Source organism: Haloarcula salina, assembly GCF_049603855.1.
Taxonomy (GTDB): Archaea; Halobacteriota; Halobacteria; order Halobacteriales; family Haloarculaceae; genus Haloarcula; species Haloarcula salina_A.
Window position 1 is genome coordinate 13,652 of the sequence record NZ_CP187150.1, and the last position, 25,424, is coordinate 39,075.

The 25,424-nt window shown below is 59.9% G+C and carries 28 protein-coding genes; 17 read left to right on the forward strand and 11 right to left on the reverse strand.

The features are described 5' to 3' along the window. Positions 1-8: 8 nt before the first annotated feature. Positions 9-1,112: a CRISPR-associated protein Cas4 gene (locus tag ACOZ4I_RS19945; protein WP_424005689.1), complete on the reverse strand. Its 1,104-nt coding sequence runs from the start codon at positions 1,110-1,112 to the stop codon at positions 9-11. A gap of 75 nt (positions 1,113-1,187) precedes the next feature. Beyond that, positions 1,188-1,574 carry a DUF7344 domain-containing protein gene (locus ACOZ4I_RS19950; protein ID WP_424005690.1) on the reverse strand — a complete coding sequence of 129 codons (387 nt, stop codon included), beginning with the start codon at positions 1,572-1,574 and terminating at the stop codon, positions 1,188-1,190. A gap of 152 nt (positions 1,575-1,726) precedes the next feature. Between ACOZ4I_RS19950 and ACOZ4I_RS19955 the strand changes: the two genes are divergently transcribed. The 4 genes from ACOZ4I_RS19955 to panB all read left to right on the forward strand — a co-directional run bounded on the left by ACOZ4I_RS19955 (position 1,727) and on the right by panB (position 5,538). Beyond that, on the forward strand, positions 1,727-1,972 hold the full coding sequence (locus ACOZ4I_RS19955; protein ID WP_424005691.1) for a MarR family transcriptional regulator: 246 nt from the start codon (positions 1,727-1,729) through the stop codon (positions 1,970-1,972). Positions 1,973-2,659: 687 nt separating this feature from the next. Then, positions 2,660-2,920, forward strand: coding sequence for an antitoxin VapB family protein (locus ACOZ4I_RS19960; RefSeq protein ID WP_424005693.1), 261 nt, complete (start codon positions 2,660-2,662; stop codon positions 2,918-2,920). A gap of 937 nt (positions 2,921-3,857) precedes the next feature. Next, entirely contained in the window at positions 3,858-4,514 is a 657-nt protein-coding gene (locus ACOZ4I_RS19965; protein WP_424005695.1) for a trimeric intracellular cation channel family protein, read from the forward strand. Positions 4,515-4,698: 184 nt separating this feature from the next. Beyond that, complete coding sequence (panB, locus tag ACOZ4I_RS19970) at positions 4,699-5,538, forward strand: 3-methyl-2-oxobutanoate hydroxymethyltransferase (RefSeq protein ID WP_424005697.1); 840 nt, start codon at positions 4,699-4,701, stop codon at positions 5,536-5,538. 163 nt (positions 5,539-5,701) lie between these two features. On the opposite strand, the gene ACOZ4I_RS19975 is transcribed toward panB, so the two are convergent. Continuing rightward, on the reverse strand, positions 5,702-6,316 hold the full coding sequence (locus ACOZ4I_RS19975) for an N-acetyltransferase family protein (protein WP_424005699.1): 615 nt from the start codon (positions 6,314-6,316) through the stop codon (positions 5,702-5,704). A gap of 161 nt (positions 6,317-6,477) precedes the next feature. On the opposite strand from ACOZ4I_RS19975, the gene ACOZ4I_RS19980 reads away from it, so the two are divergent. Continuing rightward, a complete protein-coding gene (locus ACOZ4I_RS19980) occupies positions 6,478-7,839 on the forward strand; it encodes a methyl-accepting chemotaxis protein (protein ID WP_424005701.1) in 1,362 nt (453 codons plus the stop codon). A 12-nt stretch (positions 7,840-7,851) separates the two neighbouring features. Here the strand turns inward: ACOZ4I_RS19980 and ACOZ4I_RS19985 are convergent, their stop codons facing one another. The 3 genes from ACOZ4I_RS19985 to ACOZ4I_RS19995 are packed head-to-tail and all read right to left on the reverse strand — an operon-like array spanning position 7,852 to position 10,162. After that, positions 7,852-8,676 carry an enoyl-CoA hydratase/isomerase family protein gene (locus ACOZ4I_RS19985; protein ID WP_424005703.1) on the reverse strand — a complete coding sequence of 275 codons (825 nt, stop codon included), beginning with the start codon at positions 8,674-8,676 and terminating at the stop codon, positions 7,852-7,854. Between the two features lie 2 nt (positions 8,677-8,678). Further along, entirely contained in the window at positions 8,679-9,407 is a 729-nt protein-coding gene (locus tag ACOZ4I_RS19990) for an ABC transporter ATP-binding protein (RefSeq protein ID WP_424005704.1), read from the reverse strand. Beyond that, positions 9,404-10,162, reverse strand: coding sequence for an ABC transporter ATP-binding protein (locus tag ACOZ4I_RS19995; RefSeq protein WP_424005706.1), 759 nt, complete (start codon positions 10,160-10,162; stop codon positions 9,404-9,406). The genes ACOZ4I_RS19990 and ACOZ4I_RS19995 overlap by 4 nt, the downstream gene beginning before the upstream one ends. Before the next feature lie 114 nt (positions 10,163-10,276). Between ACOZ4I_RS19995 and ACOZ4I_RS20000 the strand changes: the two genes are divergently transcribed. The 6 genes from ACOZ4I_RS20000 to ACOZ4I_RS20025 all read left to right on the forward strand — a co-directional run bounded on the left by ACOZ4I_RS20000 (position 10,277) and on the right by ACOZ4I_RS20025 (position 16,897). Beyond that, on the forward strand, positions 10,277-11,512 hold the full coding sequence (locus ACOZ4I_RS20000; RefSeq protein WP_424005708.1) for an ABC transporter substrate-binding protein: 1,236 nt from the start codon (positions 10,277-10,279) through the stop codon (positions 11,510-11,512). 1 nt (position 11,513) lies between these two features. Further along, positions 11,514-12,386 carry a branched-chain amino acid ABC transporter permease gene (locus tag ACOZ4I_RS20005; RefSeq protein WP_424005710.1) on the forward strand — a complete coding sequence of 291 codons (873 nt, stop codon included), beginning with the start codon at positions 11,514-11,516 and terminating at the stop codon, positions 12,384-12,386. Further along, positions 12,387-13,469 carry a branched-chain amino acid ABC transporter permease gene (locus ACOZ4I_RS20010; protein ID WP_424005712.1) on the forward strand — a complete coding sequence of 361 codons (1,083 nt, stop codon included), beginning with the start codon at positions 12,387-12,389 and terminating at the stop codon, positions 13,467-13,469. A 44-nt stretch (positions 13,470-13,513) separates the two neighbouring features. After that, a complete protein-coding gene (locus ACOZ4I_RS20015; protein ID WP_424005714.1) occupies positions 13,514-14,410 on the forward strand; it encodes a CoA transferase subunit A in 897 nt (298 codons plus the stop codon). After that, positions 14,400-15,176, forward strand: a complete 777-nt coding sequence (locus ACOZ4I_RS20020) for a CoA-transferase subunit beta (protein WP_424005716.1) — start codon at positions 14,400-14,402, stop codon at positions 15,174-15,176. The genes ACOZ4I_RS20015 and ACOZ4I_RS20020 overlap by 11 nt, the downstream gene beginning before the upstream one ends. A gap of 83 nt (positions 15,177-15,259) precedes the next feature. Beyond that, positions 15,260-16,897: an acyl-CoA synthetase gene (locus tag ACOZ4I_RS20025; RefSeq protein ID WP_424005718.1), complete on the forward strand. Its 1,638-nt coding sequence runs from the start codon at positions 15,260-15,262 to the stop codon at positions 16,895-16,897. 554 nt (positions 16,898-17,451) lie between these two features. On the opposite strand, the gene ACOZ4I_RS20030 is transcribed toward ACOZ4I_RS20025, so the two are convergent. After that, complete coding sequence (locus ACOZ4I_RS20030) at positions 17,452-17,736, reverse strand: 2Fe-2S iron-sulfur cluster-binding protein (protein WP_424005720.1); 285 nt, start codon at positions 17,734-17,736, stop codon at positions 17,452-17,454. Between the two features lie 2 nt (positions 17,737-17,738). Continuing rightward, entirely contained in the window at positions 17,739-18,218 is a 480-nt protein-coding gene (locus tag ACOZ4I_RS20035; protein WP_424005722.1) for an N-acetyltransferase family protein, read from the reverse strand. A 175-nt stretch (positions 18,219-18,393) separates the two neighbouring features. Here ACOZ4I_RS20035 and ACOZ4I_RS20040 point away from each other — a divergent pair, with 175 nt between their 5' ends. From ACOZ4I_RS20040 to ACOZ4I_RS20065, 6 genes are all read left to right on the forward strand, one after another. Further along, a complete protein-coding gene (locus ACOZ4I_RS20040) occupies positions 18,394-19,272 on the forward strand; it encodes a Phenylacetic acid catabolic protein (protein ID WP_424005792.1) in 879 nt (292 codons plus the stop codon). 9 nt (positions 19,273-19,281) lie between these two features. Next, positions 19,282-19,668, forward strand: coding sequence for a metal-sulfur cluster assembly factor (locus ACOZ4I_RS20045; RefSeq protein WP_424005724.1), 387 nt, complete (start codon positions 19,282-19,284; stop codon positions 19,666-19,668). After that, positions 19,665-19,877, forward strand: a complete 213-nt coding sequence (locus ACOZ4I_RS20050) for a phenylacetic acid degradation PaaB family protein (RefSeq protein WP_424005725.1) — start codon at positions 19,665-19,667, stop codon at positions 19,875-19,877. The genes ACOZ4I_RS20045 and ACOZ4I_RS20050 overlap by 4 nt, the downstream gene beginning before the upstream one ends. After that, positions 19,874-20,641, forward strand: a complete 768-nt coding sequence (locus ACOZ4I_RS20055; protein WP_424005728.1) for a Phenylacetic acid catabolic protein — start codon at positions 19,874-19,876, stop codon at positions 20,639-20,641. Before ACOZ4I_RS20050 ends, ACOZ4I_RS20055 begins: the two co-directional genes overlap by 4 nt. A gap of 4 nt (positions 20,642-20,645) precedes the next feature. Next, complete coding sequence (locus ACOZ4I_RS20060) at positions 20,646-20,837, forward strand: hypothetical protein (protein ID WP_424005730.1); 192 nt, start codon at positions 20,646-20,648, stop codon at positions 20,835-20,837. Between the two features lie 139 nt (positions 20,838-20,976). Continuing rightward, positions 20,977-21,822 carry an enoyl-CoA hydratase/isomerase family protein gene (locus tag ACOZ4I_RS20065; protein ID WP_424005732.1) on the forward strand — a complete coding sequence of 282 codons (846 nt, stop codon included), beginning with the start codon at positions 20,977-20,979 and terminating at the stop codon, positions 21,820-21,822. Here ACOZ4I_RS20065 and ACOZ4I_RS20070 read toward each other — a convergent pair. From ACOZ4I_RS20070 to ACOZ4I_RS20080, 3 genes are all read right to left on the reverse strand, one after another. After that, the gene (locus ACOZ4I_RS20070) at positions 21,819-22,973 is read right to left on the reverse strand and encodes an acyl-CoA dehydrogenase family protein (RefSeq protein WP_424005734.1); all 1,155 of its coding nucleotides are present in this window, start codon (positions 22,971-22,973) and stop codon (positions 21,819-21,821) included. The two genes, ACOZ4I_RS20065 and ACOZ4I_RS20070, sit on opposite strands and share 4 nt — an antisense overlap. Before the next feature lie 110 nt (positions 22,974-23,083). Next, positions 23,084-24,538 (reverse strand): aldehyde dehydrogenase family protein, encoded by a 1,455-nt coding sequence (locus tag ACOZ4I_RS20075; RefSeq protein WP_424005736.1) that lies wholly within the window; start codon positions 24,536-24,538, stop codon positions 23,084-23,086. A 47-nt stretch (positions 24,539-24,585) separates the two neighbouring features. Then, positions 24,586-25,353 carry an enoyl-CoA hydratase/isomerase family protein gene (locus ACOZ4I_RS20080; protein WP_424005737.1) on the reverse strand — a complete coding sequence of 256 codons (768 nt, stop codon included), beginning with the start codon at positions 25,351-25,353 and terminating at the stop codon, positions 24,586-24,588. Positions 25,354-25,424 lie beyond the last annotated feature (71 nt).

Below are 25,424 nucleotides of genomic sequence, written 5' to 3' on the forward strand. Positions count from 1 at the left end.
GCATTATACTACACCCCTCGGTCAGTCGGTACAGACAGACGTAACTCGGCAAGTATCTTTGACTGCGCACAGTGTGGACACAGAGGACTGCGGTCTGGTCCGAATTCTCCCGGGATCTTTTCTTTCTCGAAGGATGTGGAACAGTTCGGACACTCCCAGAACTGGACACCGTGTTCCTCGGCCAAGTCAGGGTATTTTTCGGCGAGTGTCGGTGTCAACATTGCCCCATCATGTGCATTAAGATACTCACGAACCTTGTTTCGAGGATACGAGTCGACATTCGGAAGAAAGCCTTCAGGGCTCATGTCTGTGTAGGGTGTGTCGCCTCTCCCACACCGCTCACGATATGAGCAGTACCCACACTCCCAGTTAGCTTCCGGCTGGGCTGGTGGAAGTTCATTGCCAAGACGATATTCGGTATGCGTGTTAGCCCACGACACGACTGTTTCGCTCCAAAATTCGGCATCGAACTCCACAGGGAAGGCTTTGATATCGAATGTCTCGCGAGAAACGTAGAGGAGAACGCCCTCAGTCAGATTTCGGTCATATTCTGCCGATAGCCCTGCTAAGTACGCATGTAATTGAGCACGATGATGTCTGTCCGGTGAATCCTTGTACTCTATCGACGACGTGGTTTTCACTTCCGTTGGCAAAAGTGGGCTGCTCTCTTCGTCAACAAGCACTGGGTCGGTCATGCCCTTGATCGCAAGTTCGTTATCCTGCTTCTCAACGTTGAAATCAATCCATATCGAGTTCCTCACGTAGGTTTGGTCAGTACTGACGACATCACGTAAGAATGGAAGAACAACGTCTTCTTCGATGCGCCGTCCAGTCCAGAGGACACCCTCTGCATCATCCTGTTCTTCAGGGGCATTTTCTTGTCTGTAATATATCTTCCGGTGGCACTGGAGGAGCTTACTCGGGCTGTGGCGCTCCGGTGGTGTCACTGGGCTCGGACCGTTAAAATACGGTTTTCCGTCTTGTATGTTCTGTCGAAATTTGCGACTCCGGTACCAGTTCTCGAAATTTTCTGCAGTAAGTGTATCGACTATCTTGGTTACTGAGGCCCCGCCCGTATTGTTCGATTCTGTAGTGGACTTGGTGTTTACCATTACTCCAGTGTGGGGAGGATGGAGCATAGTCTATCACTGATTGTTGGATATCTCGATTGCGATCTGCTCACTGGATTAGTCGTAGAACATCTCTATAGCCGGCTCATTAAGATTGAGAAGAAAATGAGCGAGTTCGAATGATGGTCCGAGATGTACCTCCTGACGATGAGGGTCGTAGACGATTATCTCTGCTCCCGAAAGTGTCGGCAGGTGGCTTTGAGATAGTGCATTATACACGTTTTTGTACCGTTTCCCGCTTACGAGACCCGGGTCGAGATTGTTTTCTTGACTTGCAATTCGCCGAGCTAACCATCGTGTTGACGTTTGTGATGCGGACCCTCTCCCAGCTAATAGGTGAATCGCAAGCCGCCGGCGTGGTGCTCGAAGAGCGTGTAGATGATTGGAAATTTTCTCTTCCAATACCTCCTTTTCGTTCGTTGTCGGGATTGCGTTCTCTCTCATACACGTTTCCAACTTCTCTAAACGCCGAGCAGAGACTTCAAGATAGCGTACGGTATTGTAATAAACCCCAATCAGTATCTGATTGGATTAGAGTCAGTATTCACTTTATTATTGGTAGGAACTGAGCGGTTGTGCGACCACGTGTATCGTGGATGAACCAAACCGATGACCGCATCCTTGCCTTATTATCTGAGTCTGGGCTGATGCTGTCGCCAGCGGTTATTGCAGTCAACCTCGATTATACTCGGAATTGGGTTTCGAAGCGGCTTGCACTCCTTCTTGACGCAGGGCTTGTTCAAAAATCTCAATCTTCCTATTATGAAATCACGGATCTCGGTGAGCAGTACCTAACGGGTGAAATCAATGCGTCTGTGCTTGAAGATAAATCTCCCGAGTAATTCTTGAAGTAGCGATTAGGTCACGCAGAATACAGCCGGACCGAGGGTCGCCACTTGGTCTGGATTACTTTGCCTATTGCTTAGAATTTCCCTTGGATTCGGAAAGAAATATCCGCCTTTTGTTGATATCGCCGAGAACACTCTTCAGATAGGCCGTCTGCTGACTAGTGAAGTAGAAGAGTTCAATATCTTATAGACGCTCATTCTACGCCCCCGGAATTCGCTGGAAGCGCTTATCGAAGACGTTCCACCTCCAGTCATCTACTCAGGATGTGACTGCGCTGACGGCATACGACCCAACAGAATCGCGACCAAAACGTACAACCCTCAATATCGATCCCTGGGATGAGATTCTTCGAAACGAATTGCAGCGTGTAAAGCCACACTCTGAGGAAAATCGCGTCGACGACGAACCCGATTACGAAATCGGGGGCCACCCCGAACAGGTCCACGACTTGCCGCTGATTTCGTCGAAAACATCGGGATCACGATCGTTCTCGCGATGATGGGGTTTCCAGAAATCTAGTTATTGTCGTTCCCCTCCCCGATATATATGCTGGTGGAGAATATCAAGTAGAACTAGCTCTCATGCATTGAGGTCGACGGTTTCATTTTCCCCACCCTTTGGGAGAGACTTGACCACAACCGAGGATAACGATTTTGTGCTTAAGTATTCAAATCCAAACAATGGGGAGAAAAACAATCAAAATTCAGGATGATGTCTACGAGCGGCTGAAAGCTCGAAAACGTGATAGCGAGAGCTTCAGTGACTTCATCGACCGACTTTTATATGAAACGTCTATCAGTTGGCGGGAAGGACTTGGAACACTCACTGAACAAGAGGCAGCCGAACTGGAACAGATTGTTTCAGAGTCGCAAAATCATACCGCGGAGGGGCTCTCTGAGCGCCAACAAGAAGCTCTCAAGACACTTTTTAGTTCTGAATGACTTCAGTTGGCGGTGTTTAGTAAAGCGTGAACAGCGAAATGATAAATTTATTGATACCCAATACCAGAACTCGCCCGACTGAAGATAGTTGAGATTGGGTTGATCTGGATTTTGTGAAGTGTGAGCGAAAACCTGAGCGAACAATCATCCACGGTATTCAGATGTATGTGCCATAACTATCACAAATAGGTATTGTTTGGATTTCTGATTATTTGGTATCGGTCAGTCCAGAAAAGGCGGTGACGAATGGGCGCAAAAAGGCTGATATTGAACCAGTCAGCGGCAACTCTCCGAATCATCCTGAGGTCAATGAAACCGTGATTCGAATCAACCACCAGCAATTCTGATTGTACACTACAATCCATCGAAAACGAACGAGACTCTAAATCTTCGGTTGTCTTCCACCACCATGATCGCTTTCATAAAAATTAACCAAATACTACCGAAAATCACGATCTCGAACCAGCTTATTGCTAATTCCTGGTTTGAAACACCTCCAAATTGCACTTCAACTTTTTGGCTTCGATTTCAGATAGAATACCACGGAATTCAGATCGCTGTTAAATATATCAGATAATTATTAATAACTCGAAAGTATCTACTTTCGAGACATTCTGGAAACGTTGATCCAAGTATAGCTAAAACCTGGTCCAAGACCATTGATCGCTGTTACAATCTCCAACCTGAATATTATCGCAAAATTTTGATCCATCCATTTCCGACTTGTTGCATTTCGATCTGATGATCTCTAGAGTTTTAATTGGAATACCGTTCGGCATCGTAGTGGTGGTAAGCCTTCCGACTGGAATCGCGCCAATCAAGCGCGATACCAAGATTGAATTGACACTCCGGTTTTGGCTGTGCCTGAAAAAGTAGTGGACCCTGAGAACCGTCGTCTCGGTGCATTCAAGTGACTACATTGCCTATCACCGAAAAAATGGAGCAAGAACTCTATAATGTCTTATTTGGCGATCCATTTGCGGTAATGAATACGATTGGATTGATTGCGTTCGCCTTCGTCGGTAGTTCAAAGGCGATTCGTGAGGAATTCGACTTGCTTGGTATCACTATCGTGGGGCTAGCAATGGCCTTTGCCGGTGGTGCAACGCGTGATATTCTCGTAACAAGGGTTCCATTAGCCCTACAGTCGCCGACCGAGATCAGTTTGGGATTGCTCGGTGTCGGGCTAGCGATCGCACTAAATGTCTTCCTCACAGATCCAGAAACTCATCCACTCACGCTTTTCGCGGATGCGATAGGGTTGGCGGCCTTCACAACGACTGGGGCGATCGTCGCATCTGCGGCAGGAATGTCGGCATTCGGTGTCGTGGCTATTGGAACGATCAATGCCGTCGGTGGGGGTGCACTTGCAGATATTTTGCTTAACAGGTCTCCGTTCATTCTTTTCGAAGATTTCTATGCGAGTTGTGCTGTCCTTGGTGGAAGTGCATACTGGATGGTAGAAGCGTTTGAGCTTGTTGGAGGTATGGCTGCTGTGCTGTGTGTGGTGCTGACCGTTGTGGCCCGACTTATTGCAATTTCTTACAACTTAACTCTCCCAACTGCCCAGAATCTGGGACAATTAAGAAATTGATCCGATTATTCTTTGAGCAGCCGAGGTGAGGCTTGGTTCATAGCGTTCTGTGAGTTCTCTGTGGTTGTTGAGTGTGAATGGACAATGTGCTACGTTTAACGACGACTCAGGTAAATCACGGTTTGGTCAGTACAGACGAAACTGTAACGAATGATATAAAAAAGCGTTGTGAGACCGTTTCAGTATGAGTCGCGTGTCAATTCCGGATCTCATAAAAAAGTACAATGAGGGAGAGTCGCTCACGATGCTGACTGCGTACGACGCTCCGATAGCTCGCCAAGTAGATAGAGGTGGTGTGGACATGATTCTAGTTGGAGATAGTGCTGGTGACAATCACCTGGGATACGAAGACACACTCCCACTGACCCTTGAGGAAGCGTTGTCGAATACCGCAGCTGTTGACAGGGCAGTAGAGGACGCGATGGTAGTCGGCGATATGCCGTTTTTGTCGTACGGTACGTCGCTCGAAGAGTCGGTTGAGAATGCTGGGCAATTCATGAAGGGCGCAGGGGCTGACGCTGTGAAACTAGAGACTGCCCCCTACGGAGAAACGACCATCGAGATCGTGTCTCGACTTACTGAACTTGGTATACCTGTTGTTGGCCACATCGGGTTAACTCCACAGCGGATGAACCAGATTGGTGGCGGATACGTACAGGGGCGGGGCTCTGACACTTCAGCCACAGCTGAGGCACTAATTGAGACCGCGAAGCGACTGGAAGAGGCAGGAGCCTTTTCGATTATCCTTGAGGCCACCACAGAAGAGACAGGAAAACAGATCACCGAAGCGGTTGATATCCCTACGATAGGAATCGGGGCAGGTCGGTACGTAGATGGGCAGGTTCTCGTCATTACCGACGTATTGGGTCTGAGTGAAGAATCATACCAACTCTCGAAACAGTACGCTGATCTCAATTCAATCATAGGAGACGCAGTGGAATCCTATGTAGACGACGTACGAGAAGGAGAGTTCCCTTCCGCGGAGAACGTATTCGATGCTATTGAGAAGGAAAATAATCAGTGAACAGCTAGTGAATAATTGATTGAGCTAAGATGTTCCCAATCGAATTCCCCTGAACCACACTCCCTCTGTCTCGAGCAGACCAATCATATTTCACCTCTCAGGGAAAATCATACACACCCGATAATTGATCCTTGGTTGGCGATTACTGGGGCACCGCAACCAGCTACCGATTATTTTTCCGCTGTGCTGGAAACAGTTGGACCCGATCGGCAATCGGATCGTCCATGGACAACTCCATCTCGATGTCGGGGTTCGACCGGACGCTGACGTCGAACCCGATATTCTGGTACACTGTGATCGCTCGGTTGTTGCCCGACGAGACGCTGAGCGTCAGCCCGTCGTGGTCCTGGTCGTCGGCATGCGCGATGAGGTGTTTGAGCAGTTCCGTCCCGATGCCTCGGTTCCTGACGGACTGGTGGAGAAAGACGACGAGTTCGGGACGCTCAGCGGACGCCGGGACCGCCGCCGTGTGGCCGATGATCCGCTCGTCGGCTTCGACGACGAGGTTCCAGCCCTTCTCCACGAGCATCGAGAGCCACGATTCGATCCGTGAGCGCGTCGCAGGCGGGATTCCCTGCGTCCGACTGTAGCTGTCGAGGCTATCGTACATCTCGACGAGTGACTCGAAATCATCGTCCTCAAATGGCCGCGCGATTCGAGCGACGCCCTCGCTGTCGACGAACCGCGGACAGCGCGGCGGACAGTATTCCGTCCCTTCGCACGCGGAGTTGTCCCAGCCAGTACAGCTCGGATTGTTCCCGTTCGTCGATTCGTCCATGGGGGAATTCTTTCTCTCGAACGGGGTTAAGGATTGACGCGAATATGTAGGGGGTTTTTGCAGTGACACAGACCGCGGCCTGGATGGTCCCCCAAACGGAATTACAACTGATATTTCGGGAGGAAGATTAAAATAATAATTGTGGGCAGTTACACCTGACAATGGATTCCAGCGATGGAGGAAAACAGCGTGGAGCACAGACAGCGCTATCCGCCGAGCTCTGGGAGGCGTACAAAGAGGTCAGCGATCTCGCGGAGTCAGACGCGACGGACGCCGAACTGGCACGCCGCGAACGAGATTTCTGGAAAGGACTCTTCGACGGACTCGTCAGAGATCTCCCCGAAGGAGTTCTCGTGACGACGGCGGAAGGGAAACTCACCCACTGGAACGAGGCGCTGGCAGAGAAGCTTCGCATCCCGCAGGCCGACGCGCTGGGGGAGAACGCCTACGACGTGATCGGCACTGAAAACAAAGCGGAGACGCTCGCTGAGACTATCGCCCGGACGGATACGGTAATCAAGGAGGACGAGGTCCGCGAAGTCCCGTCGACGGAGGTAATCTTCCAGAACTACGGCGTCCCACTCCGTGGCCCCGACGGCGCAGTCGTCGGTGCGTTCGAAATCGCGTCCGACGTTTCGAAGCACGTCAAGCGACAGCGCGAACTCGAATCACTCCAGGAACGCGTGAGCGGGTCAGTTCAGGACCAACTGGCCGAACTCTCCGGTGCTGTCGACGAACTCTCGTCGTTCACGGACGACATCGAATCGTTTGCGACCGACGAAACCGCCAAGATGGAACAGATTTCCAGCGAAGTCTCCCAGCAATCGGCGACGGTCGAGGAGATCGCCGCCACCGCCGATCAAGTGAGTCAGGCCGGACAGGAGGCGCGAGAGCACGCAGACGCCGGCGAGGAGGCGGCCGAAGAGGCTATCGATCGACTGGAAGACGTACAGGACCTGGCAGACACGGTCACCACGACGATGGAGGCCCTCACGACGCAGGCCGATGAGATGGACGAGATTGTCGACATCATCCAGGCGATCGCCGACCAGACGAACATGCTCGCGTTGAACGCCAGCATCGAGGCCGCGAGGGCCGAGGAAGTCGGTGACAGCTTCGGCGTCGTCGCGGACGAGATCAAATCCCTCGCCGAGGAGTCACACGAGCAGTCCGAGGAAATCGAGTCGATGGTGTCCCAAATCGCCGAAACGTCCGAACGCACCGCGACTGAACTCGGCGAGACGACCGACGAAATCGACGAAGCGATCGACGCGGTCTCGGAGACCGTGGCGTCGTTCCACCAGGTCCGTGAGTCCATCGCGGAAACCGCAGACGGCGCCCGAGAGGTCGCCGAGGCGACCGACGACCACGCCGCGAGTTCCGAGGAAGTCGCCGCGATGATCGACGAAACGGTCACGAACCTCGAAGACCTGAAAGAGCAGATCGGTGACCTGAACGAAGTCGCCACCGATCAGTACGAGCGGGTCGCAGCGATCGAGCAAACGGTGGACAATCTGGTGTGATCGGCCGTCGGTTCAGTCCCACTCGGGGTCTCGCTTCTCGACGAACGCGTTCAGCCCCTCGTCGAACGTGTCCGACTCGCTCGCCGCCCTGATCATCTCCCGCTCCAGTTCGAGGTGTTCGTCGAGCTGTGAGTGGAACGCGCTATCGACCAGCGTCTTGATCTTCCCATAGACGTCCGTCGGTCCTGTGGCGAGACGCTCCGCCAGTTCGGTAATCTGCTCGCGGAACGCCGCCGGCGAACCGGCGAACACGCGGTCTGCGACGCCCAGGGAATCCGCTTCGGCCGCCGATATCGGCCGCGGGTCGAACAGCAGGTCTCGCGCCTGGTACGGTCCGACGGCGCGCGTCAGGAAGAACGGCGTGGCGTTATCGGGAGTGAGGCCGATGCGCGCGTAAGCCGTATCCAAACGTGCCTCGTCGTGCATTACGACCATGTCACAGGCGAGGGCAAACCCGAGGCCGCCGCCGGCGGCGATACCCTCGATTGCAGCGATTACCGGCGCGTCGAGCGACCGAAGCGCCTGGATGAATCGGTTCGAGGCCGCCGCGGTATTGTCGATCTTCGGCGGGCGAAGCTCCTGTGGCGTGTCCTGCACGTCGGTCAGGTCCGCGCCGACGGAGAAGTTCCCCTGACCGAACAGCACGAGACAGTCGATTTCTGTCCGCAGGTCGTTGACCGCGTCGGTGAGCGCGTCGACGCTCGTCGCGGTGAACGAGTTCACGTCGTTTTCGTCTGCTTCCATCACGAGCCAGGCCACGCCGCGGTCAGCGTCGATGTCTACGTACACCTCCTCGTGATAGCGTCGCGTCTCCCCGTCGAGATGCGTCCCTGTCACGGTTATCGCACCCCGAGATACGTTTCGAGGACGTCCTGATCGTCCAGTAGCTCGGATGCGGGGGCCGTCAGTTCGATGTGTCCCGTTTCGAGGACGTACGCCCGGTCGGCCAACTCGAGTGCCAGATGCGCGTTCTGTTCGACGAGCAGAATGGTCATGCCCCGGTCGTTCAGTTCCTCGATCATACCGCGAACGTCGTCGACGATCTGTGGGGCGAGCCCCTCTGACGGTTCGTCCAGCGCCAGCACCTGGACCGGCGGGCCGACGAGGGAGCGAGCGATGGCCAACATCTGCTGTTCGCCGCCGCTCATCGTGCCCGCACGCTGGTCGCGCCGCTCGTCGAGGCGAGCGAAGCTATCGTATACGTCTTCGATAGCGAACGTCGTTCCTCGGTTCGGTCCGTCGGAATCGGCTGTGACTCGGTTCGCGATCTGGAGGTTCTCGGCGACTGTCAGATCGGGGAAGATGCGACGATCTTCGGGCGTCCAAGAGATTCCCCGCCGTCTGATCTCGTTGGGCTGGAGGTCCTGGAGGTCGTCCCCGTAGAGACGGACCGTTCCCTCTTTGGGCGGTGTGACGCCCATTATCGATCGAAGGGTCGTGGTCTTTCCGGCCCCGTTCCGTCCGATGAGGGCGACGATTTCGCCCTCCTCGACGTCCAGCGAAACATCGTGAAGAACGTGACTCGGCCCATAGTAGGTGTTCACTCCGTCTACTTCGAGAACCGTCACGCCGTCTCACCTCCGAGGTAAGCCTGCTGGACCCGTTCGTCCTCCCGCACGTCAGACGGTGGCCCAACGGTGAGGAGCGACCCGTTCTCCATCACTGCGAGTCGGTCGGCGACGCGCATGACCACGTCCATGTCGTGTTCGATAATCACGATCGTGATGTCTTCGGCGAGGTCCTCGACGAGTTCTCTGGTCTCGACGGTCTCGTCGGGACTCATCCCTGCGGTCGGCTCGTCCATCACGAGGAGGTCCGGTTCACAGGCCAGCGCGATGCCGATTTCGAGGTGGCGCTGCTGGCCGTGTGCGAGGGACCCGGCCGGTTCCTGTGCGATGTCCAGGAGGTCCAGGCGCTTCAGAACGTCCCTCGTCGCTTCTCGCGTCTCCGACTGGTCGTCGTAGTGCTTGAGCAGCGCGCCCGGGGTGAGCCCCGTTCGCTGTGCCTGTGCCGCCAGTCGTACGTTCTCCAGTGCGGTCAGGTCGGGAAAGAAGTTCGTGATCTGGAACGACCGCGCCAGACCCTGTCGAACGATGTCCTGTGGGTCGAGTTGGTCGATCCGTTCGTCCCGGAGTTCGATCTGCCCGTTCGTCAGTTCGTATCTGCCGGTGATCAGATTGAACAGCGTCGTCTTGCCGGCTCCGTTCGGACCGATCACAGCGGTTACCTCGTCCGCTGGTACGTCGAGTGTGACCTCGTCGACGGCCCGAATCTTGCCGAACTCTTTCGTGACGCTGTCCAACGCCAAGAGAGGCGTTGCCATACCTTTGTGAGTGACCTAACAGTATAAAAGCTTACCCCTGTTGGCCGAGTTCTGAATCAACAATTTGGTAGAATTACCGAAACCTATATCAATAGTGTATCCGTTCGCATCCGTATGCCATCGGAGCGCATGTCCGACGAGAAGCGTAGCGTCCAGTTTAGTCGCCGAAAGTTCCTCGCGGGAAGTGGGGCGACGGTAGCGGCCTCACTCGCCGGCTGTTTCGGCAGCGCGGGGAGCAGCGGTTCGGACTCGGTCAAAATCGGCTTCGTCCTGCCGTTCTCGGGAACGTACTCGTTCTTAGGCGAGAGCATCGTCAACGGCGTCAAGCTCCGGCTCGACCAACAGTCGGAGGGCGAAATCGACGGTCGTGAAGTCGAGTACGTCCGCAAGGACACCGGTGCCGACCCGGCAACGGGAGCCTCCATCACACAGGAGTTCCTGCAGTCGGAGAACGTCGACTTCATCGTCGGCCCAGTTTCGAGCGCCGTCGCCGGCGCGATGAAGCCCGAGATCGCCAGTTCGGGAAGCGCGATCTGGCTCAACGCCAACGCGGGCAACTACAAGCTCGTTCAGGACAACTGCACGAAGTATCACTTCCGTACCTCGTTCAACACGTGGCAGACGAGCGCGCCGCTCGCGTCCTACATCAACGACAACATCGCCGACAACGTCGTCCTCTCGTACGCGAACTACACCTTCGGGCAGCAGTCGAAGAACCTCTTCCGAGAGGAGTTCGAGAAGGTCGGCGGGACGGTGGTCGACGAAATCGGCGCACCGCTTGGCACGTCCGACTACTCGTCGTTCCTCCAGGAGATCGAAAACAGCGGCGCTGATGCCGTCTTCTCCTTCTTCGCAGGGAGTGACGCGGTGAACTACATCAAGCAGTTCAGTTCCTTCGGCCTCGACGAGAAGATGACCCAGACCGGAAGCGGGTTCCTGCTGTCGGCCGACACGCTCCCGGCGCAGGGAACGGCGGCGCTCGACATGTACTCGCTGCTGCACTACACGCCCACAAAGCAGACCGACCGGAACCAGGCGTTCGTCGACGCGTACTCGAGCCAGTACGACACGACGCCGAACGTCTACGCGTGTCAGGGCTACGACTCCGCCCTCGCAGCGGAGCTGGCGGTCACCGAGGCCGGTGGCACCGAAACCGACTCGATGGTCTCCAGCCTCGCCGGCGCGGAACTGGACAGCCCACGCGGCTACTTCAAGTTCAAGTCCTCGACGCACGACCCGATCATGGACATGGACATCAGGCAGGTCGTCGAGGCGGACGACGGCGTCCAGAACGAAGTGGTCGAGACGCTGACGCAGGTGGAAGGACCGTCGTGGGGGTGCAGCCTGTAACATGGCCATAGAAGGAGTCGCGAAGACGGCACTGCTCGGCGTCGAGATGGGAATGACGCTCGTGCTCGTCACGGTGGGCCTGACCCTCATCTTCGGGATGATGGACGTCATCAACTTCGCACACGGCTCGCTGTATATGCTCGGCGCGTACTTCGGGCTCACGGTCGTCACTGTCACGGGGAACTGGTGGGCCGCGCTGCTGGTTGCGCCCCTCCTAGTCGGTCTGCTGGGCGGTCTTATCGAGTACCTCTCGATCCGGCCGCTGTACGGCCGCAACCCCCTCTATCACATCCTGCTGACGTTCGGGTTCGCGATAATGCTCCACGGGCTGGTGACCGAAATATGGGGCGGTCAGGTCCAGAACATCGCGACGCCGGCGCTCCTCGAAGGATCGGTCGATCTCGTGCTGTTCTCGTACCCGCTGTTTCGCCTGTTCCTGCTCGGCGTGAGCATCGCCGTCACGGCGGCGCTGTGGGTGGCGATGCGCCGAAGCGACTTCGGCATCGTCATGCGAGCGAGCGCGCACGATTCGGAGATGGTGGACGCGCTCGGAACGGACGTCAAACGCGTCTTCACCGCCGTCTTCGTGCTTGGGTCCATTCTGGCCGGCCTCGCGGGAGTCCTCCTCGGAACGTCCAGAGCGGTCGACCCGGGAATGGCCGCGAGCATCATCATCCAGGCGTTCGCCATCGTCGTCATCGGCGGCCTCGGGAGCTATCGCGGGGCCGTCGTCGGCGCGTTCGTCGTCGGCATGCTCAACGCGTTCGGACCGACGTTCGCCCCGCAGTTCACCGACGCACTCCTGTACCTGCTGATGGCGGCCGTGCTCCTGGTGAAACCGGCCGGACTGTTCGGCTCTCCGGAGGGCGCGTAGATGAGCGTCAGAGACATCGTGGGTCGGCACTTCTCCGCGCGGCAACAGACGGACGTACTCAGCGGTCGCGTCCGGGTCGGGCTGTTCGTCGCCGGTGTCGTCGCAGTGCTGTTTGCCCCGTTCGCGCAGGCGGTCCACCCGTTCTGGATGGACCTCGCGACGCACATGTTCATCTTCGCGCTGTTCGCGCTCAGTCTCGACTTCGTGTTCGGGTACGCCGGCCTGCTGTCGTTCGGTCACGCGGCGATGTTCGGCGCCGGTGGGTACGCCGCCGCGCTGTTGATTCAGAACGCGACCGCGAGCGCCCTCGTCGTGCTCCCGGTGGCAGTGATCGCCGGCGCGGTCGTCGCTGCCCTCATCGGCTGGCTGAGCGTCTCGGCCCGGGGCATCTACTTCGCCATGCTCACGCTGGCGTTCGCACAGCTGTTCTACACCGTCGCGTTCAACGACATTCCCGCCATGCTGCTCGGCGTTGAGGCGGTGACTAACGGCGACAACGGGCTGGTCGGCATCACGTCGCTGACGCTGTTCGGCGTCGACACCGGGTCGCTGATGGCGTACTACTACCTCTCACTCGCGATACTCGGGGGGATGCTCGCGCTCGTCACGCGCCTCGCGAACTCCCCGTTCGGTCGCGTGCTGCAGGCCATCCGCGAGAACGAGGACCGAGTCGCGTTCATCGGCTACGACGTTGACCGCTACAAGATCGTCGCGTTCACCATCAGCGGCGGCATGGCCGGCCTGGCCGGCGGCCTCTGGGTCCCGTTCAACAGCACCGCCACCACGGCGATGCTGCACTGGACGACCAGCGGCGAACTGATCGTCATGACGCTACTGGGCGGGATGGGGACGCTGTGGGGCCCCATCGCGGGCGCGTTCCTCGTCGTCTTCCTCGAAGACTCGCTCTCCGCCATCGGTAACTGGGAGATTTACCTGGGTATCGTCTACATCGTCATCGTCATCTTCGCCCCGCGTGGACTCGCGGGCATCTTCCGCACCGTCCAGTCGAACCCCGACCCGAGAGTGCTCGTCTCGAAGGCCCGATCCGCGCTGGCGACGTACAGAGAGAAGGTCTTCTCGTAGCCCGAACCCGTTCATTTTTGGTCACCGGCGGAGTCTATCGAAGTATGCCAGATGCGAAGGTGACAGACCTTTCAACGGCAGTCGACCGTATCGAACCGGGTAGCTCCGTCGCGATGGGGCTCGCACTGGAGCACGCGATTCCGTTCGCTGCCGGCCACGAACTCATCCGGCAGGGAACGGACGGACTGACGCTCGTCGGTCCGATCAGCGACCTCCTGTTCGACCAACTCGTGGCGGCCGACCTCGTCGACCGGGTTCGCGCCGCGTGGGTCGGCAACGTCAGTTCCGGGACCGGCTACAACTTCAGACGGGCCGTCGAGGACGGAACCCTGGCCGTCGAGAACCACTCGAACTTCAGTATCGCGCTGTCGCTGAAAGCCGGTGCGATGGGCGTGCCGTACCTCCCGACCCGGTCGCTGCTCGGGAGCGACGTCTTCGCGGAGAACGACCGCTTTCGCGAAGCTGAGGACCCGTACTCCGGCGACCGGCTCGCGCTCGTCCCTGCCATCCATCCAGACTGGGCCGTTGTGCATGTCCAGCGGGCCTCGCCGTACGGCGACGCGCACTTCTGGGGGAACTCCGGCGTGACGTTCGAAGCAGTCAACGCCGCCGACGACACCCTCGTCGTTGCCGAGGAGATCGTCGATCCGGACGTGATCAAAAGCGACCCAAGCCGGACCGCCATCACGCGGGAGTCGGTGACCGCGGTCGCCGAGGTCCCCTTCGGGGCCCATCCCTCACCGCTCGCGGGCCGATACAACCGGGACAACGACTACTACCTCGCCTACGCCGAACAGACGAAAGACGAACTGGGTGCCACCGCCTGGCTGAACGAGTGGGTCCACGACGTCCCGGACCGCGAGGCTTACATGGAGAACATCGACCGTGACCTGCGGGTCTCCGAGCCGACCGTCGCTGCGGAGGTGGAGTATGGACGCTGAGTCCTACACCGACAGGGAACTGATGGTGGCCGCCGCGGCCCGCGAAATCGACGACGGCGACGCGGCGTTCGTCGGGATGCGACTGCCGCTCATCGCGTTCCAGGTCGCCGTGAGCACGCACGCGCCGAACGCTGTCTCGGTCTTCGAGAGCGGCGTCGTGCGCGACGACCCGGCGAGCGGCTTCCTGCATACGATGTGTGACCTGCCGAACCTCGACCGGGCGCTGTCGACGACGAGTATGGTGGATATCATGTCGCGACTGCAGCGCGGCGAGATCGACGTGGGCTTCCTCGGCGGCGCCGAGATTGACCGATACGGGAACCTGAATACGACCCGAGTCGCGTCGGGATCCAGTGAGATCCGCCTCCCGGGAAGCGGCGGGGCCTGCGACATCGCCTGCCTCTCCCGGCGAACGGTCGTCCTGATGGCACACGAACCGCGACGGTTCGTCGAGCGCGTCACGTACAACACGAGCCCCGGTCACGGAGACGGTGGGGACTGGCGGGCGCGCGAATCTGTCGCAGGCGGTGGGCCGGAGACGCTCGTCACGACGAAGGCCACGTTCGGCTTCGACGACGGCGGGGAACTCTACGTCGAGTCGCTCCACCCTGGGGTTACCCTCGACGAGATCGCTGACGACTTCCCGTGGGACCTCAAGACGGCGGCGGAGGTAACTGACGACCCCATTGGCCGGACAGACCCCCCGTCCGGGGACGTACTGGAATTGATTCGCGAGTTCGATCCGGACGGCTTCTGGACGCGCTGAGCATTTACCGGACAACCCGTGGAACGACGGGTCTTAATTACCGAAACTAACAAATATGATGTTCTTCATTATCGAATTGAGAGATGCAACAGAACCTGCCTGAGTCGTATCTGCCAGACGCGGCGAACAGCCCGGAGCCCGTCAATGCGCTTCCCGAGACCGATTACCCGTCCCACGTCAACGTCGCCGAAGAGCTCGTCGATACGCACGTCGAAAACGGGCGCGGCGACAACGTGGCGATCCGATTCCGCGACGAGGAACTCACGTACAGCGAGCTCAAGGAACAGGTCGACCGCTTCGGGAACGCACTCAAGAATCTCGGCGTCGAACCGGGCGACCGCGTGCTGGTCCGGTTCCCGAACCGTCCGGAAGCCATCGTGTCCTGTCTCGCCGTTCAGAAGATCGGCGCGATTCCCCAGCCGTCGATGAAACTGCTGCGGGCGAAAGAGCTGACACACATCCTCGACGACGCCAAAATCAAGCTCGCTGTCGTCTACGACGACCTGCTCGACGAACTCGAAGACGCGGTCGACGCGGTCGACTGCGTCGAAGAGGTCGTGGTCGTCGACGACGTCGGCGTCGACCACGACCGCCCGAGCTACCAGGCGCTCATCGACGAAGCCAGCGACGAACTGGCGGCTCACGACACCGAGGCGACCGACATCGGCCTGATGCTGTACACCAGCGGGACGACCGGTCGCCCGAAGGGCGCGATTCACACGCACGCGAACATCCTCGCGACGGCCGACGGCTACGCGAACTACTGTCTCGAACCGACGGAAGACGACGTGTTCGGCGGGAACCCCCCGCTCCCCTTCGCGTACGGCTACGGCGACCTCGTGACGTTCCCGCTCCGGTTCGGCGCGACGACCAGTCTCGTCCAGGACGCGACGCCCGAGACGCTCCTCGAAACCGTCGAAGACCACGGCGTCACCGTCTTCTGCTCCGTCCCGACGGCCTACAACCAGATCCTCTCGAAGTTCCCCGACGGCCACGAGGAGTACGACGTGAGTTCGCTCCGACTCGGCCTGAGCGCCGGAGAGCCGCTCGCGCCCCACACCTTCGAGGAGATCCGTGAGAAGTACGGCATCGACATCCTCGACGGGATCGGGACGACCGAGATGCTCCACATCTTCATCTCACACCGCCACACCGACGAGATCGACCCCCAAGCGACCGGGTTCCCGGTTCCAGGCTACGAGGCGAAGATCGTCGATCCCGAAACGGGCGAAGAACTGGAGCGCGGTCGCTCCGGACAGCTCGCCGTCCGCGGTCCGACCGGCATCACATACTGGAATCGGCCAGAGAAGCAGAAAGACGCCGTCCGAGACGGTTGGAGCTTCCCCGGCGACATCTTCGTCCAGCGAGCGGACGGGCGCTTCGAGTACCAGTCCCGGGAGGACGACCTCATCATCTCCAGCGGATACAACATCCCCGGGCCGGAGGTCGAGATGGTGCTGGAAGAACGAGAGGCGGTCCAGGAAGTCGCCGTCATCGGTGCTCCGGACGAGGAGCGCGGCGAAATCGTCAAAGCGTATATCGTACTGCACGAGGAGTACGAGGCCAGCGAATCACTCGTCTCCGAACTGCAAGATTACGTCAAGAACACGCTCGCACCCTACAAGTACCCGCGCGCGATCCAGTTCCTCGATGAATTGCCCCGGACGGAGACGGGCAAGATTCAACGGACGAAGCTCCGAGACCGCGAACAGACGGTCTGACGCCGCCGCGCACGCTCACCGACGCTCCCCCGACGCGCTGTTGCATTCCCCTGTGACCTTGATTCGACAGCGCCGCACCTTCTCCCGTCCGTCCCATCGTCCAGCCGTCACCAGTGTGGTATCTTGTAGCACGAAATCTGGCAAGTGGGAACGCCGTACAGGCGTATACCGCCATATACGGTAGCTGAATACAGTATCGTATACGATGATAAATCGTGTAGTTATCAGAGTGGAATAACGACCGTACGCCTGTTACCGATATCTCGTTCGTCCTGCACCGATGATCGTTCCGTCAGGTGAAACAGGAATAACAGGCGTACATGTATTATTCACATTCGTCAAGCTTCGACGGGGTTTCTGCCGTCGTGTTATAATATTAACCATTATGGTTCTGCCCCCGTCCCTACAATAACTTCCGTACATCTGTTATTCTGGGGAACACCGGAGCCACCGTCGTCCCCACAATCTGTATACGTTTACTGTATACACCATCGATTGAAGACGGGGTACCCGGTAGAAACGCGGTGTAGCGGTAGAAAACGACAGTCTAGAACCTACGGTCCTTCGTTCGCTCTGAGCTTCAGATCGGAACGGGGTTTCGCCACACAGGTGAGGACGTAGCCTTCGTCTTTCTCACTGTCGGAGAGGAACATGGCCTCGGTCTGCTGGATCTCTCCCTCTTCGAGTCGGAGCGCGCTACAGACGCCACAGACCCCCATCCGACACTGGTACGGGAGGTCGAGTCCCGCTTCGTCAGCCGCTTCGAGTATAGTCTGGGTCTCGGCGACTTCTATCGACCGGTCGATGTCCACGAACTCGACGGTGTGTGTGGTGGCCATCGTTATAGCTCGTACTCGTAGACGTGCTCTATCGGTTCGAAGTCGAGGTCCTCGTAGACCGAGACCGCGTTCTCGTCACCGTGAATCACGTCGACGCGACAGAAGTCGATTCCGCGTGGGTGGTCCTGCAGCCAGTCCGCCGCGGCATCGAGCAGTTGCTTTCCGACGCCAGTCCCCCGATACGCGTCTCTCACGTAGTGTCCGTTGATGTACCCGTGGTCCTTGAGCCGGAAGATCGGATGGTCGCCCACGACACGGACCTCGAGAACACCGACGAGTTCGTCGTCCGCTTCCGCGACGAACACCGTCCCGTACTTCGAGTCGAGCAGTTGATTCTCGAAGTACTGCAGCCACCGCTCGTTGGCCTCGTCTTTGTGCTCGTACCGGTCGTCGTACTCCGAGAGGTGGTCCGTGAAGCCGTGCCAGAGGTCGATGAGTTCCGAACCGTCGTCTCGTTTCGCCTGTCTTACTTGAGCTGCCATGAGTTGGCATACTACCTCTTCTGTTAAAAAAGCGTTCCTATCTGGGATCGGAATATCTCGGTCTTTGGGAAACATTTATGTCCTATGAGTCGAACATTCGAGTGTACTGAAAATGTCCGCAGAACCAGCTCCTGTCTCCGAAGCGGAGTTCAAAGAGCAGCTACAGAACGGGAAGATGGTCGAGTCGGTCGACGAGATGACAGAGGGGTACAAGAAAGCGCTGAAGCAGATCCTCTTGGTGTCGGCCGATACGGAGCTCATGAGCGCGCCGGCGTACTACGAGCAGTCGCTGAACGCACCGAGCCTCGACGCTCGGGCGTCGTGCGTGAGCGTCATTCAGGACGAGCTCGGCCACGGTCACATCGCCTATCGGCTGCTCGAGGACCTGGGCGAGGACCGCGAAGACCTCATCTTCAACCGCGACCCTAACGAGTTCCGCAACACGTACGGGTTCGACCAGCACATCGATAACTTCGCCGAACTCGTCTGTGCGCACGGCCTGTTCGACCGCGCGGGGATCACCCTGCTCGGCGACATCCACGAGAACACCTCCTACGCGCCCTGGAAACGCGCACTGACGAAGGTGTCCAAAGAGGAGCAGTTCCACCTCCGCCACGGCGAGACGTGGATGCGCCGCCTCGCGAACAAGAACGAATCGACCAGACAGAAGGTCCAGGAAGCGGTCGACTGGATGTTCCCGATGGCGCTCGAGTGGTTCGGACTCCCCGACGACAAGAAGCGCCACGACGACCAGCTCGACTACAGAATCAAGGGGAAATCCAACGACGAACTCCGGCAGGACTGGATGGACCGCGCGATTCCGTTCCTCTCGGAGATCGGTCTCGAGTTCCCCGCGCACTACGACGAGGACGCCGACGAGTACGTCATCGACTACGAGTTCCCGGTCGCGTTCGACGAGGAGAACAAGGAGTGGCGCTTCGACGAACCGATCTCGTGGGACGACGTCATCGACCGCTGGCGCGCGCGTGGACCGGCCAACGAGAAGTACGTCAACATGATCCAATCGGGCAACATCGACGTGATGCCACAATAGCGGTAGACCATGAGCAAGAGTTCGAAAACGGAACTAGACGAACTGAGGTTCGGGCCCTTCGACATCGGACCCGACGGTACCGAAACGGAACTGGAGCGGGCGGTCTGGGCGAACCTGGACGAGATTCCGGACCCCCACATCCCGCTGAGCCTGGTCGAGATGGCGATGATATACGACGTCACCGTCGAGGATACCGTCGCCCACATCGACCTGTCGTTCCCCTGCATGGGCTGTCCCGCCTACGAGTTCATCCACGACGACATCCGGGGCTGTCTCCGGACGATGAGCGGCATCGAGGACGTCGAGATCGACGTGGTCTGGGACCCCGTGTGGTCGAAGGACATGCTAGACGACGACGCGCGCGAGAAACTGCAAGAATCTGGGATTGCGCTATGAAATACGAAGTATTCGCACGAATCAGAGCCGGAGAAGACCTGATCCACGTCGGTAACGTGGACGCACCGGACGACAGACTAGTGAAGACGTACGCGAGGACCACCTTCGACGAGGAGGACTGGGACCGGATGGTCGCAGTTCCCCGCGATGAACTGATCGAAGTGACGAGTGCACAGATGGCAGAATCACCGGCGGTGACAGACCAATGACTGACGACTGGAACGACGACGCAATCGAGTACGTACAGGCGATCGCCGACACCAAACTCGTCCTCTCACACCGGTACTCGGAGTGGATGCTGTCCGGTCCGGCGCTCGAAGACGACATCGCGGGCGCGAGCGCCGCTCAGGACGAGATCGGTCACGTCCGACAGCTCTTCGAGAAGCTCTCTGACAACGGCCGCGACCTCGAGTGGCTCCAGGGCGACCGCGACCCCGAGGAATTCAGCAACGCCGCGTGCCTCGACGACGCGCCCGACACGTGGACGGAGTTCGTGACCGCGGCGGACGTCACCGAGCGCGCGGCGTGGTATCTCATCGATTCGATCGCCCACGAGGACTTCGACGGCCTCGGACAGCGAATCGGTCAGGACGAGTACTTCCACCTAGAACACCTCGACGCGCGCCTCAGCCAGCAGGCCGAGGAGAATCCGGCGGCGGTCGAAGCCGCGTTCGCCGAGGCAGCCCCAGGGGCGCTCGCCCTGCTCGGTCCGGAGACGCTCGACGCGGACGCCGACACGCTCGTCCAATCGGGCTTTACCGACCGGCCGGTCGCCGACATCCGCGAGGGATTCAAACAGCACTACGAGTCCCTCTTCGAGGGGACCGACGTCGACCTCTCCGCGGTCGACTGGGACGCGCCGGACGAAGCGTCCTGGAACGAGACGCGCCGTCGCATCGGCAACGGGCACGTCGACCCCGCTGTCGTCGACGCGTTAGGCGGCGTCAAGAACGCGGAATACGCGAGAGCCTGACCCTATGAGCGCATCCGAAACGGGCTCCTCGGACGAGCCCATCCGCCCGGAGTGCCCGTTCTGTGGGTCCGCCGAGACCGAGCGGGAGTCGGCCTTCGGCTCCGAGATCTCCAAGAGCCAGTACTACTGCCACGGCTGTAACACAATGTTCGAACGCCTCAAATACGACGGGAAGTCCCCCGATACCGGTCGGTAACCGAGCGGCAGTCGCCGGCCGCGTCGCCGTCGCGATTCCGCGGGGCGTCGTGCCCCACCGAAGAGCCGCCGCACTCCTTCTATAATTTTAATCTTTCGGTATATTTAAGTACCTCCGGCGAGATGTGCAGAATGCACCAATGGAACCATTCGACGAGCTAGACCTCGAGTACTTCCAGACAGAAGTAGAAAACCACGTCGGGATCCTCCGGATCGACCGACCGCCAGTCAACGCACACAACATCGACGTGCTGCTGGAGCTCCAGCGGGCCGTCGAAGGCGTCCGGTTCGACGACAACGTCCGTGTGTGCGTCTTCGGGAGCGCCAACGAGAGCATTTTCTCGACCGGCTTCGACATCAACGACCTCCAGACGGAGGAGGCCCACCAGATCGGCTACGCCAGCCAGACCTCGAAGGAGATCATCATGAAGATGCGGACGACGGACACCGTCTTCATCGCCGCCGTCGACGGGCACTGCATGGGCGGCGGTCTCGAACTGGCGCTGGCCTGTGACTTCCGCTTCGTCGGTGACGACGACGACTATCGCGTCGGGATGCCGGAAGTCCACCTCGGTCTCATCGCCGGCGAGGCCGGGACCCAGCTCCTGCCGCGCTACATCAACCGCTCGGACGCGCTCCGCATGATGATCACCGGCGAGGAGCTCACGCCGCAGGAGGCCTACGACAAGGACATCTTCGACGAGATCCACCCGCCGGAGGATGTCGAGGACGCCGTCTTCGAGTTCGCCGAGCAGATCGTCGAGAAGCCCGCCGGGGCCGTCGGTCACAACAAACTGGCAGTCAACGAAGGCCTCGAACTGCCCCTCTGGGACGCGCTCTCTCACGAGCGCGAACTCCAGAACGCGCTGCTCGGCTCGGAATCCGCGAAGGAAGGCGTCAACGCGTTCCTCGAGGACCGCGAGCCGGACTTCGTCGGCGTCGAAATCGGCGAGAAAGAAGCACCCGAGCCCCAGTCCAACGACTAGAGCGAGAGCGATTCGGTCGCGACGGTAGTCTGCTGAATTTCGGTCGTCCCGCCGATGAGGCTCAGTATTTTCGCGTCACGGAGGTAGCGTTCGAGCGGGTAGTCCGTCCGGTAGCCCTTCCCGCCGTAGATCTGCATCGCGTTCCGCGTGACGAACTCGGCGACGTCACTGGCGTAGTACTTCGCCTGGCTGGACTTGCGCGTGTTTCCGCCGCTTTCGGCGATTGACGCGGCGGACTCGTACACCAGGTGGCGCGCCGCTTCGAGCCGGGTGTCCATCTTCGCGACGAGGACCTGCACCGCCTGATACTCGCCGATGGCGTTGCCGCCCTGCCGGCGCTCGCTCGCGTAGTCGACCGCCTCGTCGTAGGCCGCCTGCGCGATACCGGTACCGATGGCGCCGAGGCCGGTCCGCGCCATATCGATCGTCCCCATCGCGATTCGGAATCCCTCACCGACCGCACCGAGCAGCGCGTCCGAATCGACCTCGACGCCGTCGAGCGTGGAGTCGCCCGTGACGTGGCCGCGCATTCCCATGAACTCCGCGCGCTCGAACTCGAAGCCGGAGACCTCGTCGGCACCGGGAACGAGAAACACGCTGACGCCGTGTGAGTCGTCCGGCTGTGGTCGCTTGCGCGCGACAACGAGGTGAACGTCCGCGACGCCGGCGTTCGTCCCGAAGGACTTCTCTCCGGTGAGGGCGTACCCGTCGTCGGTCTCCTCGGCGACCGTTTCGAGTTCCGTCGGGGAACTACCGGCGCCGGGTTCGGTCAGTAGCATCGAACCGACCGACTCGCCGGCGACCATCTCCGGCAGGTACGTCTCCCGCTGTGTCTCGGACCCGTGGTGCAACACGGGCAGCGTCGCGAACGTGTGTCCCTGTATCGTCTCGGCGACGGCCCCGCTCTCGCGGGCGATCCGTTCGAGCGCGAGCGCGTAGCCGACGAAATCGGAGCCCAGTCCACCGTATTCCTCGGGAATCAGGACACCGAGGAGTCCGGCGTCGCCCGCGGCCTCGATGACGTCGCGCGGGAATTCGTCGGCAGCCTCGATTTCTTCGGTCCGCGGGGAGAGGATCTCCTCGGCGAACGCGTCGGCGCGGTCTCTGATGTCGCGGTGCTCGTCGGACAGCGATCGTTCTAGGAGCTGCATACAGGTTCCCCTCGGGCCAGGGTAATGAACATTACGCGCCACGTCCGCTCGCGCGTCTCGAAGATGGCGTCTGACAGCAGAACGAAGGCCGAAATTCGCGTCCCGTACGGTTACCGATCGATGTTGACGTTGACGTTCTTCGCCTGCGTGTACTCCTTGATCGCCTCGGTCCCCTGCTCTCGACCGATCCCGCTCTCTTTGAAACCGCCGAAGGGCGTCTGCGGGAAGGTCTGGGGGTACTCGTTGATGCTGACCATCCCGTAATCGAGGCGCGCGGCCGCGTCGTGGGCCGTGTCGATGTCCGAGGTCCAGACGCCAGCGCTCAGCCCGAACGGGGAGTCGTTGGCGATTTCGAGGGCCTCCTCGTAGTCCGAGAACTCGATGACCGAGAGGACGGGGCCGAAGATCTCCTCGCGGGCGATGGTCATGTCGTTGGTCACGTCGGTGAAGACGGTCGGTTCGATGAAGTACCCCTGGTCCTTGTCTTCGGGGACACCGCCACCGGCCGCGAGTGTCGCGCCCTCCTCGACGCCGGTCTCGATGTACTCGAGGACCTCGTCGCGGTGCTCCGCGCTCACGGCGGGTCCCATCCGACCGTCGTCGTCGATGCCGCTCCCGAGCGGCGTGTTCTCGGCGCGCTGGACGACCTGTTCGACGACCTCGTCGCTGACGTCCTCGTGGACGAGGAGCCGAGAGCCCGCCCAGCACATCTGTCCGCAGTTCATGAAGATGCCGTAGTGGACGCCGTTGACGGCCGCGTCGAGGTCCGCGTCGGGGAAGACGATGTTCGGACCCTTGCCGCCGAGTTCGAGCGTCACGCCCGTGACGTGGTCCGCGGCCTCGGACATGATGTGCTTGCCGACGCCGGTGCTGCCGGTGAAGGCGACGTGGTCGACGGCGCTCTCGTTGACGAGCGCGTTGCCCGCGCCGGAGCCGGTCCCGGGAATCACGTTCAGGACGCCGTCGGGGAGCCCGGCCGCCTCGGCGGCCTTCGCGTAGTACAACGCCGACAGCGGCGTCGTGTTCGACGGCTTCAGCACGGCCGTGTTCCCGCAGGCGAGCGCGGGTGCGAGGCTGCGCCCGGCCAGCTGGAAGGGGTAGTTCCAGGGCGCGATGTGGGCGGTGACGCCGAGCGGTTCCTGCAGGGTGTAGTCGAGCCGGTTCCCGGGGACGGGAATCGTCTCGCCGGTCAGCTTGTCCGCCCAGCCGGCGTAGTACCGGAAGGTGTCGACGACCATCTCGACGTCGAGGCCCGCCTCGAACGGGGTCTTCCCGTTGTCGTGGGACTCGACGAGGATAATCTCGTCCGACATCGCCTCGATCTCGTCCGCCATGGCGTCGAGGACCGCGCCTCGCTCGCTTGGCGCCATCTCCCGCCACTCCGAGCCGCGCTCAGCGGCGGCGTCCGCCGCCGTCACCGCGCGGCTGACGTCCTCGGCGGACGCACAGGCCACTGTCGCGTACGTTTCTTCCGTCGCAGGGTCGAGCGTGTCGATCGTCTCGCCGTCTGCGGCGGGCGTCCATTCACCGTCGATATACAAGTCTGTTGGACCGTCGTAGCTCACACTCGAAACACTCTTTCGTGATATTTATATTTTGTCACTGATAGGGGTCAGCGGAACTCGGGTCGCTCGTCGTTGCGGAACGCCTCGACGCCGGTCTCGTGGGCGTCGCTGCCGTAGGCGAGCGTCTGGAGGTGGGCCTCTCGGTCGAGGGCGTCACGGAACGGTCGCCCGATGTTCTCGTGGATCCCGCGCTTCGTCAGTCCGAGCGTTTCGGTCGGCTTGCCGTCGAGCGTCTCCAGCAGTTCGTCGACCGACGCGTCGAGGTCGCCGGCGGGTACCGAGCGGTTGATCAGGTCCAGGTCCGCCGCCTCATCGGCATCGAAGAGGCGACCCGTCATCGTCAGTTCCTTCGCCGTCCGAAGACCCACCAGCGCCGGGAGGAGGAACGTCCCGCCGGAGTCTGGAATCAGGCCGACGTTGGCGAACACTTCCCCGAACCGGGCCTCGGCGTCGGCGTACGCGAAGTCGCACGCCGCGGCGATGTTGGTGCCGGCCCCGACGGCGTCGCCGTTGACCTTCGCGATGACCGGAAAGGGAGCCGTCAGCAGCGTTTCGACGACGGCGTTGAGCGTCGACTGCACGCGCTCGTAGGCCTCGCTCGGCGTCTCGTCTCGTTCGGCCATCGCATCGATGTCGCCGCCGGCACAGAACGCGTCGCCGTCGCCGGTGACGACCGCCGCGCGGGCGTCCTCGCGCTCGGCCGCCTCCAGCGCGTCGACGAGTTCGTTCGCCGCCGCGACGGTGAAGGAGTTCTTCGTCTCTGGACGGTCGAACGAGATCGTGTGGACGCGGTCGGCTGTCTCGACTCGAACCATACCCGACGTGGTTTCCGGAGCGACATAAAACCAGCCGGGCCGAGACGTTTAATAGCTCCTGTCACACCCAA